Consider the following 9,957-nt stretch of genomic DNA (forward strand, 5'->3'; position numbering starts at 1 on the left):
GAGTATTATATGAGTTGTTGGACCGTACTAGAAATTAATCCTACAAAAGATTTAAGGGAAATAAAAAAAGCATATTCAAGATTAATAAAATGCTATAACCTTGAAAAAGATACTAATGAATATACAATACTGACAAATGCTTATGTAAAAGCAATGTCACTGGTAAATACTTCAGTAAAAGATATGTCTAAATGCTTATCTAACAATTCAATTGATTATACTTATGAAAATATCAAAAGCTATTGTGATGACTCATTAGATAATAAAAATTACATATCTGATTTTAATTATAATCTTAACTATATATACACCAATCCAGTCTTAAGATTCAATATTGATAGCTGGATAGAATTATTAAAATCTTATATGTTTATCAATAAAGAAATACTAAATGTTTTAGAAAATGATTTAATAAATTATATTTTTATTCATAGATATATACCTCATGAAATATTTTTGCTTTTTGATAAATATTTAAAATTTAATGAAAGAGAAGCTGAGCTATATAAAAAATATCCTAAAAATACCATCGATTATCTACTACAAGAAATAAATCATCCTCTTAATTTAAGCTATAACTATCTTTCAACCATCAGCAAAGATAAAATAGAAGAATATCTTGAACTCCGAGAAAAAGCATTTATTTATATTAGTGATAAGAATGTTATTGAATATCTTAGTAAAGCCTATACTATCTACTCTTATGATTTGGATTTATTAAGACTTCTTGGTGCCTATTACCTTAATAAAAATGACACCATAAGCGCCTTAAGATATTTTAGAGAGGCTTTAGAAATAAATAGCTCTGATATGTACTGCTTAGCGAGTTTTGGGCATCTTTTAGTAAAAACAAAACAATATACTAAAGCAATTCTTTGCCTTGAAAAATACACTTCAAAATTAAAAAATAATCTTGATATTGATGCATTAACTGATTTAGCTTTAAGCTATTATTATTCTTATGAATATATTAAAGCTTTAGATTTATTCCAATTATTAAATAAGTTAACCCCCCTAAATGCATCTATTAAAAAATATATTAATGCTATCAAAGAAAAAATAAAAAATCCACCTAATGATAAAATCACTTCAGCACCAATGTATAAAAGATTTATTACTACAAAAGAAACTCTACTTATTAATAAATTAAATGAAATTTATACTAACTTCCAACTAAGAATAGATATTAATAACTGGAAAGACTTATTAAGTTATCAGATATTCTCTTTAGAAAACCTTTCTTTTTATATTGAACAAATAATCATTGAATATCTAACAACTCATAAGTTCATTCCTAACGAAGTATTTATCTTATTCTCTAATCACTTTAAATGGCTAGATAGAAAAAAAGAGCTTTTTCACTTATATACTAACCTAAATATAGACATTCTTTTCAAAAACTTATATGAACTACATCCATTATCATATAGCCATTTAAAAAATATTAATGCTGAAAATTTAGATAAGTACCTTAAATTAAGAAGTCTTGCATTCTACTCGTTAGATAATAATATAAATGAAACTCTTAATTATTTATCTGAAGCATATAAAATTTATGATAATGATTATGAGCTTTTTAGAATATATGGTGATTATTTTTTATCCTTAAAAAAATATGATAAAGCAGCAAAATACTTTACTAAGTCTCTTTCCTTAAATGATTTAAATTATTACTGTATGTATAGACTTGGTCTTATTTTTTCTCAAAGGCATGAATATGATAAAGCTCTTATCTATCTAGAAAAGCTTTCTTTAATAAAAAAGGATGTGTATTTTATTCACTCAGAAAAATTCTTAATGGAAATTGCTTTATGCTATTACTATACTAATAATCTACTTCTTGCCAAGAAGTATTTTAAAAAACTAAGTCTTATTAATAATAGCCTTCATTTTATAGATATTTATTTAAAAAATATAAACTATAGATTAAACGGAGTTAATAAAAAAGAAATTCATATCTCTGTTATTTCTAATCCTAATTATAATGATGAGAATATCATCTTAAAATTATTTAAAAACTCCAAGCGAAAAATCTCTCTATTATTTACTTAATAAAAATAAGATATAGCATTACTATATCTTATTTTTATCCTCTTCAATTTTGCAATGCTCACAACATATTGCTTTTTCACATTCTAAAGTATTTCCACTAAGGATTACCTTACTTCTTGCTAAAGTCCTGCAAGTGTTTTTCATATGGTAGTTTTTACCATTAGGTGTCCAATAGACTATAATTTCTTTTTCTTCTGGAAATTCAATACTTTCATTGCTTTCAACTATCTCTTCTACCTTTTCATCAGCTTCTATTTTTGCTAATGGTGCTTCATTTATTACTTGTTCAGTTTTAATATTATTTTCATCTTTTTTAATATGAATTTGCTCTTTTTCATTAACCATTTTCTTTTTATTTTCATCTTTGAAAATTCCTAATGGCAAATTAGTCACTATAGTTATAACTGTATCTCTATGAAAAATATCTTTATTATATAAAAATAAAATTAATATTAAACCTACTATTAACGAAAGCATCATAATCATTTTCCAAGTACCTTTCCTCTCCTTATATTTGCTATTAACTCTTAACATAATAAATATTGCCATTATTCATTATATTGCATTTATTAAAAATTTAAATAGGTTTATAAAAAAAACTTATGTAATTAAACCCATCTCTTATTTTAATAGCTTCTAAAAAAAGATTAAAGGAACTCCCTTAGAGTTCCTTATCATCAATATCCTATTGTTCAGCAAATTGACTGTTATATAGTTCTTCATAGAAACCACCTTTAGCCATAAGTTCCTGATGATTTCCTTGTTCAATTATATTACCATCTTTTATTACAAGGATTAAATCAGCACTTTTTATAGTTGAAAGCCTATGAGCTATAACAAAGCTTGTTCTTCCCTTCATTACATTTTGCATAGCTTGCTGTAACATAAGCTCAAGTCTTGTATCTACAGAACTAGTTGCTTCATCTAATATTAAAATAGCTGGATCTGATAGTATTGCTCTTGCAATGGTAAGAAGCTGCTTTTCTCCCTGTGATATATTAGATGCCTCCTCATTTAATACCATATCATAGCCTTCTGGCAATGTCTTAATAAAATGATGTACATTAGCAATCTTTGCTGCTAATATAACATCTTCCTTACTGGCATTAAAGTTCCCATACTTGATATTTTCTTCAATAGTACCATTAAATAACCAAGTATCCTGTAGTACCATTCCAAAAAGACTACGTAAATCTTCACGCTTCATATCTCGAGTATCTACTCCATCAATCTTTATTGAGCCACCTTTTAGCTCATAAAATCTCATTAATAAGTTGATTAACGTAGTTTTTCCAGCACCAGTTGGTCCAACTATAGCCACCATTTGTCCTGCTTTAATTTCTGCATTTAAATCATGAATTAATATTTTATCATCATTATAACCAAATTTTACATGTTCAAAACTTACATCTCCTCTTGGATTATCTAGTTTGACACTTTGCTCTTTATCTGGAATTTGCTCTTCTTCATTTAAGATTTCAAACACTCTATCTACCGCTGCAAAAGCTGACTGTATTGCTGATGATAATTGAGTTACTTGTGATAATGGCTGATTTATTTGCCAAATATATCTTATAAAAGCTTGTAAATTCCCTACAGTAATTCTACCAGCTACTGCTGTAATTGCTCCTATAATTCCAATGGCAGCAATTCCAAGATAACTTACTAGTGATACTAAAGGCCCCATTGTACTGGAAATAAATTGAGCTTTAAAACCTGAAGCTTGTAATTTACTATTTATTTCAACAAATTCATTTATGGCACTTTCTTCTTTACCATATAGCTTTATCTCATTGAAACCTGTGAACATCTCCTGTACAGCTCCATTTAGCTTTCCTAAAGCATCTTGCTGTGCTTTAAAATAGCCTTGTGATTTGCTTACCACAATTTTTGATACAAGAAAGCTTAATGGTATTATTAGTGCTGCCACAAAAGCCATTTTTACATTTATTCTAAACATCATAATCAAAGCTAATAAAATTGCTAAAATAGAATTAATTACCTGACTTAAGCTTTGCTGCAAAGCATTTGATATAGTATCAATATCATTAGTAATCCTGCTTAATACATCACCATAGCTGTTTCCATCAAAATAACTTACTGGCAATCTTTTAATCTTATCCTGTATGGCTCCTCTTAAGTCTCTCATACTATTTTGTATAGAGTTAGTTAATAAAAAACTTGCCCCATAAGTTGATAATACATTACCTAAATATATACATACAAGAATCACCAATACCTTTAGTATATATTTAAAATTTACACTAGCGTCTTCAACACCTCTGATTATATCAAGAGAATCATTGGTAAGTTGAGTTATTATAAAACCTTCCACCATAGGAGCAAGAGCTGTAAATACAGCTGCTGAAATAATAAGTATTATGGCAAAAATAAACCCTTTCTTATAATTTTTTACAAAGGGGGCTATTTTTCTAATTGTATCTTTTATCTTATTCATTATGCAAGTTCCTCCTCTGTAAGTTGTGATAATGCTATTTCATGATATACATTGCAAGTACTTAACAATTCTTTATGCTTACCAACGCCTACAACTTTCCCTTCATCTAATACAATTATCTTATCTGCATCCATGATTGATCCTATTCTTTGCGCTACTATTAAAACAATTGCATCTTTAGTTTCTTTTTTCAAAGCCTTTCTAAGAATAGCATCTGTCTTAAAGTCTAGGGCTGAAAAACTATCATCAAATATATATATTTCTGATTTTCTTACTAAAGCTCTAGCTATTGATAATCTTTGCTTTTGCCCTCCTGATACATTAGAGCCTCCTTCACTTATAGGTTCATCAAAGCCCTTTTCTTTAGTAGTAATAAAATCATAAGCTTGTGCAATTTTTGCACTATTTTCAACTTCATCATGAGTGGCATGAGGTTTGCCAAATTTTATGTTACTTTTTATAGTACCGGTAAATAATAAATTCTTTTGTCTTATAAAGCCTATTTTCTTTCTTAGTGCTTTTAAATTAAACTTTCTCACATCTATACCATCAATTCTTATACTTCCTTCTGTTACATCATAAAATCTTGGTATAAGATTAATAAGTGTTGACTTTCCACTACCTGTACTACCAATAAAAGCAATGGTTTCTCCTTTTTTAGCACTAAATGAAACATTTTTAATTACTGGTTCTTCTCCATCTGGATAAACAAATGTAACATTTTCAAATTCTAATGTTCCTTCATTATTTGTTTCAGTAATTCCTTGTTCTGGATTTTTAATCATAGGCTCTGCATCTAATATTTCCTGTATTCTTTCTGCTGAAACTTGTGCTTTAGGATACATAACAAAAACATTAGAAAATAACATTAAAGAGAACATTGCATGAAATAAATATTCTATAAATGCAACTAATTGCCCAACTTGCAATGAGCCAATATTTATCATCTTGCTAGCCATCCAGAATATAGCTATTATAGCTAAGTTTAATAATAAAAAGAAAGTAGGTTGAGCCACTGACATAAGTTTAAATAGCTTTTTTGAAATGAAAGCATATGCATTATTAACTTTTTTAAATCTCTTTCTTTCATAATCATCATTACCAAAAGCTCTAATAACCCTAATTCCTGTTAAATTCTCTCTAGATATTCTATTAAGCTTATCTAAATTATTTTGTTGTGTTTGAGACCATGGATGGGATGTTTTAGCAATTAAATATACGCCTAAAACAATAAGTGGTAAGGTAACTGATAAGATAGCAGATAATCTCACACTTGTTGATAAAATTAAAAATACGCTTATGATAAACATAATAGGACATATCATTGCCATTCTCAAAATAGTATTAGTAAATTGCATAACTTGAAAGGCATCATTGGTAGTTCTAGTTATCATTGATGATATACCAAATCTATCGTATTCACTATGAGAAAATTCTTGAGACTTTTTAAAGATATCATTTCTTATATCTCTAACAACGCTGGTGGAAATCTTCGCTGAAGTAAATCCTAAAAGTATTGACCCCATAACACCTAGCACAGATATAATAACAATAACAGTTCCCATTTTCTTTATATAGCTTATATCATTATAAGCTATACCTTTATCTATGACTGTAGCCATTATTGTAGGTATACCTAACTCAACTAAAGCAAATCCTAATACACCAATTATATTTAATAAAACTAAACCTTTATATCTGTTTAAATACTTTAATATTAATTTCATTTATTCATCTCCTCTTCATTATTATTCCATTAGTCTTTAGTATCATATCTACTTATTTATTTTGTGTCAATAATTAAATTTTATCTATATACATCAAAAGAGAAATATATAAAACCATGCTATATACAAAATCACTATAAAAATCTATATTGGCACTTACACCTTTACATATATATTTAAAAGGGTCTGTTCATAGTGCGACAGCCCCTTCTACTTACCTTTTCCTATGTCTTACTAATAATACTATTATTAATATAATAATTATCACAGCACATAATATAATTAAACCCATATTAATTACATTAGGTGCAAAAAATGATAACCTCACTTCTGTATTTGTATTTAAATCCTGCAGAGTATAACTCCACTTGTTTGTATAATCATCAATTTTTGTTGTTGCATTACTTTCTGTAATCTTAAAAGGTATGGAAAGTGTTAAATCATATGGTATTTGTGCCACATAATTTTTGATGGTATTTGTTACATTTCCAATTAAAAAACTAGTTACATTACCATACAAATATTTTTGTATTTCTGGTGTAATATAGTTATTTATATTATTACTTACTTCATTTTCAATATTAGCATCTATCTCTGATAATAAATCTTTAGTAAGACCTATATTAATTGTATATTTATCCTTTAAAACTCCTTTTTTTCTTTTCACATCGTACTTAATAATATTGCCATAATCATATGACAAATTGCTTATATTTAAAGCATTAGATTTTAATAAATCCTTTATATTTATTTTGGAAGTTGTAATTGTAACCTCTTCAATAGTATTATTATCTTGTGAATACACATTAACTTCTGTCTCTGTACCTAATACCTGCTGTAGCAATCCATCTCCTACCACATTTTTTATACTTTCATCATAAACTAATCTAAATACTGTATTGCTGCTTCCATCTTTATTTACTTTTACATTTGTACTTACTTCCATTGTTCCACAACTTACTAAAAATATCATTAATAAACTTATAATAATACTCATAACCACTTTTTTTAATTTGTAATACATTGTACTTCCCCCTACGCATATTACTATAATAAAAAAACTTCATAATTTATATTTTAAACTAGCTATAATAAAAATATGATATAATCAATATTATTTATATAAAATTAAACTTGGTCTTATGTCAATAAAACCTATATGGTGTTAATATAAAGTAATGGACATATTAAAATAAATCTTTTAATAAAATTAAATCTACAAGAAAGCTAAAAAATACTTTTAAAAAAGATGTAAGTGTCTTCTTACATCCTTATATTACATTTATTAAAACAACTTTTTTTTCTTTCAATGATTTTTTTACATCAATAATTCTTTGATTTTCTGAACCTCTATATTTTAAGCTTAAATTTTTCATTTCAGCCTTAAATGGACCATCTATTAAAACATCAACTTGTTCTAATATTTCCTTTCTTTTTGGATTACTTATTATCTCTTCATAAGTATATCCTGACCAAAGCCATATTTCCTTATTAGTTTCTTCTTTTATTCTAGTTAAAAGTTTTAATAAAGAATCATCCATTAACTGCTGCATAGGCTCTCCACCTAAAATACTTACCCCATGAACATTGGGACTTTTTACATAAGAAAGGAATTGTTCTTCCACTTCTTCAGTCCAAAATTCTCCATACTCAAAGCTTTGCTGATCTTTATTAAAGCACTGAGGACAATTATGTGTACATCCACTTACAAATAAAGTAGTACGCACCTTGGGCCCATTTGTGACGTCGAACTTCCTAATTTGTGCATATTTCATTTTAGAATTCCCCTTAATTTTTACTTTCATATGTTAATTTTATTGTTAATCATATTATACTACTAATTATATAAATATGCTAAATTCATAATTTATACTTATTATAAGTAAAAATATGATATACTTAATACTATTAATATTATTTATATAAATTTAACAAAAGAGGCGGTATTATTTAATGAAAAATTTAAAAATCTATTTTACATCTGACCTTCATGGATATGTTTATCCAACTGATTATGTAGAAAGAAATGAAAAAAATATTGGTTTGCTTAATATAATTAATCATTTCAATAAAGATGGAAATACATTAATAATTGATGGTGGAGACACTATTCAAGGTTCACCTTTTACAAATTACTTAAGTAATTCAGAATTTGATGTGCATCCATTAGCAACTATTATGAATGCTGGAGGATATGATTTTATAACTCTTGGTAATCATGACTTTAACTATGGAAAGGAATATTTAAAGAAGTACTTAAATAATTTAAATGCCACTTGTCTTTGTGCTAATGTTGTAGATAAAACTAATGAATTACCTATTTTCCCTTACAAGATAAAAACAATGGAAAATGGATTAAAAGTAGGTATAATTGGATTTACTACTGACTTTATAAACAGATGGGAGCGTCCTGAAAATATAAAAGATATAGATATCACTGATACTTTTGACTCAGTAAAGAAATATTATGAAACTGTAAAAGAACAATGTGATATCCTTGTAGGTGTTTACCATGGTGGATTTGAATATGATTTAGAATCTCGCAAACAATTAAGCACTACAAAAGAAAATATTGCTTATAAAATATGTAAGGAATTTGATTTTGATATACTTCTTACAGGTCATCAGCACCTTCCTATAGCTAATAAAAATCTTCATGGAACTCACATAGTTCAAACTCCACATAATGGAAGTAAATTCTTAGAATTAAATCTTACTATAAATGATGATTACAAAGTTGAAATAAATTCATCATTAAAAGATTTAGAATTAAATCCTAATAAGGAAATGTATGATAAATTCTTACCATTAGAAGATAAGGTTCAAGAATGGTTAGATACTCCTGTTGGTGTTTTAGATACTAAACTTCAGCCTACAACTCATTTAGATATGGCTTTAAATGGTTCAAATTTAGCTAACTTTATAAATCAAATTCAACTTGAAAGTAGCAATGCAGATATATCTTGTACTACCTTTGCAAATGTAATAAAAGGATTTAGTAAAAATGTTACTGTAAGAGATATTTTATCTACTTATCCATATCCAAATACATTAGCTGTTCTTGAAGTTAATAAAAATATATTAAAATTAGCATTAGAAAGAGCTGCTAGCTACTTTGAAAATAATAATGGAAATGTAACAGTATCTGAAAGATTCTTAAAACCTAAAGTTGAACATTATAATTATGATTACTTCTCAAATATAAACTATACTTTTGACTTAACTAAAGAAGTTGGAAATAGAGTTACTTCTATTAAATTTAATGGTGAAGAATTATCTGAAGATAAAAACTTAACTTTAGTTATGAATAACTATAGAGCTAGTGGTGCTGGTGGTTATGAATGCTATGAAAATTGTAAGGTTGTTAAGGAAATATTAATTGAAATACCTGAAATAATTATTAATTATTTTAAAAACAATCCTAAAGTTGTTGTAGATACAGCTAGATACTACAAAACTATATCTTAACCAAAATACTGTATTAACTCTTAGTATTTTAAAAAGTTAATATTTTAATATAAAACTTTAAACTCCAACCAGTATAAAAAAGTTTAGTTGGGGTTTTTATTATGACTTTGTTAAGCTAAGTTTTTTTATAAATAAAAAAGTGGCTTTCGCCACGCTCCCTTCGGGAATTTAATTTTAAGTATTCTAAAAGGCATAGAACTAACATCGGTTCTATGCTATATTTTTCCTATTAATTAATACTTTATTCCGTAT

The 9,957-nt window shown here is 26.7% G+C and carries 7 protein-coding genes; 2 read left to right on the forward strand and 5 right to left on the reverse strand.

What is annotated here, in order from left to right; translation table 11 throughout:
• The first annotated feature begins 9 nt into the window (after positions 1-9).
• A complete protein-coding gene (locus H8R92_RS10695) occupies positions 10-2,052 on the forward strand; it encodes a J domain-containing protein (protein WP_186835437.1) in 2,043 nt (680 codons plus the stop codon).
• A 21-nt stretch (positions 2,053-2,073) separates the two neighbouring features.
• On the opposite strand, the gene H8R92_RS10700 is transcribed toward H8R92_RS10695, so the two are convergent.
• The 5 genes from H8R92_RS10700 to nrdG form a co-directional block, all read right to left on the reverse strand.
• Positions 2,074-2,586 carry a hypothetical protein gene (locus H8R92_RS10700; protein WP_186835438.1) on the reverse strand — a complete coding sequence of 171 codons (513 nt, stop codon included), beginning with the start codon at positions 2,584-2,586 and terminating at the stop codon, positions 2,074-2,076.
• Positions 2,587-2,737: 151 nt separating this feature from the next.
• Positions 2,738-4,510: an ABC transporter ATP-binding protein gene (locus H8R92_RS10705; RefSeq protein ID WP_186835439.1), complete on the reverse strand. Its 1,773-nt coding sequence runs from the start codon at positions 4,508-4,510 to the stop codon at positions 2,738-2,740.
• The gene (locus H8R92_RS10710; protein ID WP_022212668.1) at positions 4,510-6,237 is read right to left on the reverse strand and encodes an ABC transporter ATP-binding protein; all 1,728 of its coding nucleotides are present in this window, start codon (positions 6,235-6,237) and stop codon (positions 4,510-4,512) included. The genes H8R92_RS10705 and H8R92_RS10710 overlap by 1 nt, the downstream gene beginning before the upstream one ends.
• Positions 6,238-6,451: 214 nt before the next feature.
• Complete coding sequence (locus H8R92_RS10715) at positions 6,452-7,261, reverse strand: hypothetical protein (protein ID WP_186835440.1); 810 nt, start codon at positions 7,259-7,261, stop codon at positions 6,452-6,454.
• 247 nt (positions 7,262-7,508) lie between these two features.
• On the reverse strand, positions 7,509-8,012 hold the full coding sequence (gene nrdG / locus H8R92_RS10720) for an anaerobic ribonucleoside-triphosphate reductase activating protein (protein WP_186835441.1): 504 nt from the start codon (positions 8,010-8,012) through the stop codon (positions 7,509-7,511).
• A 178-nt stretch (positions 8,013-8,190) separates the two neighbouring features.
• Between nrdG and H8R92_RS10725 the strand changes: the two genes are divergently transcribed.
• Positions 8,191-9,705, forward strand: a complete 1,515-nt coding sequence (locus tag H8R92_RS10725) for a bifunctional metallophosphatase/5'-nucleotidase (protein ID WP_186835442.1) — start codon at positions 8,191-8,193, stop codon at positions 9,703-9,705.
• Positions 9,706-9,957 lie beyond the last annotated feature (252 nt).

The organism is Clostridium lentum (assembly GCF_014287815.1).
Classification (GTDB): Bacteria; Bacillota; Clostridia; order Clostridiales; family Clostridiaceae; genus Clostridium; species Clostridium lentum.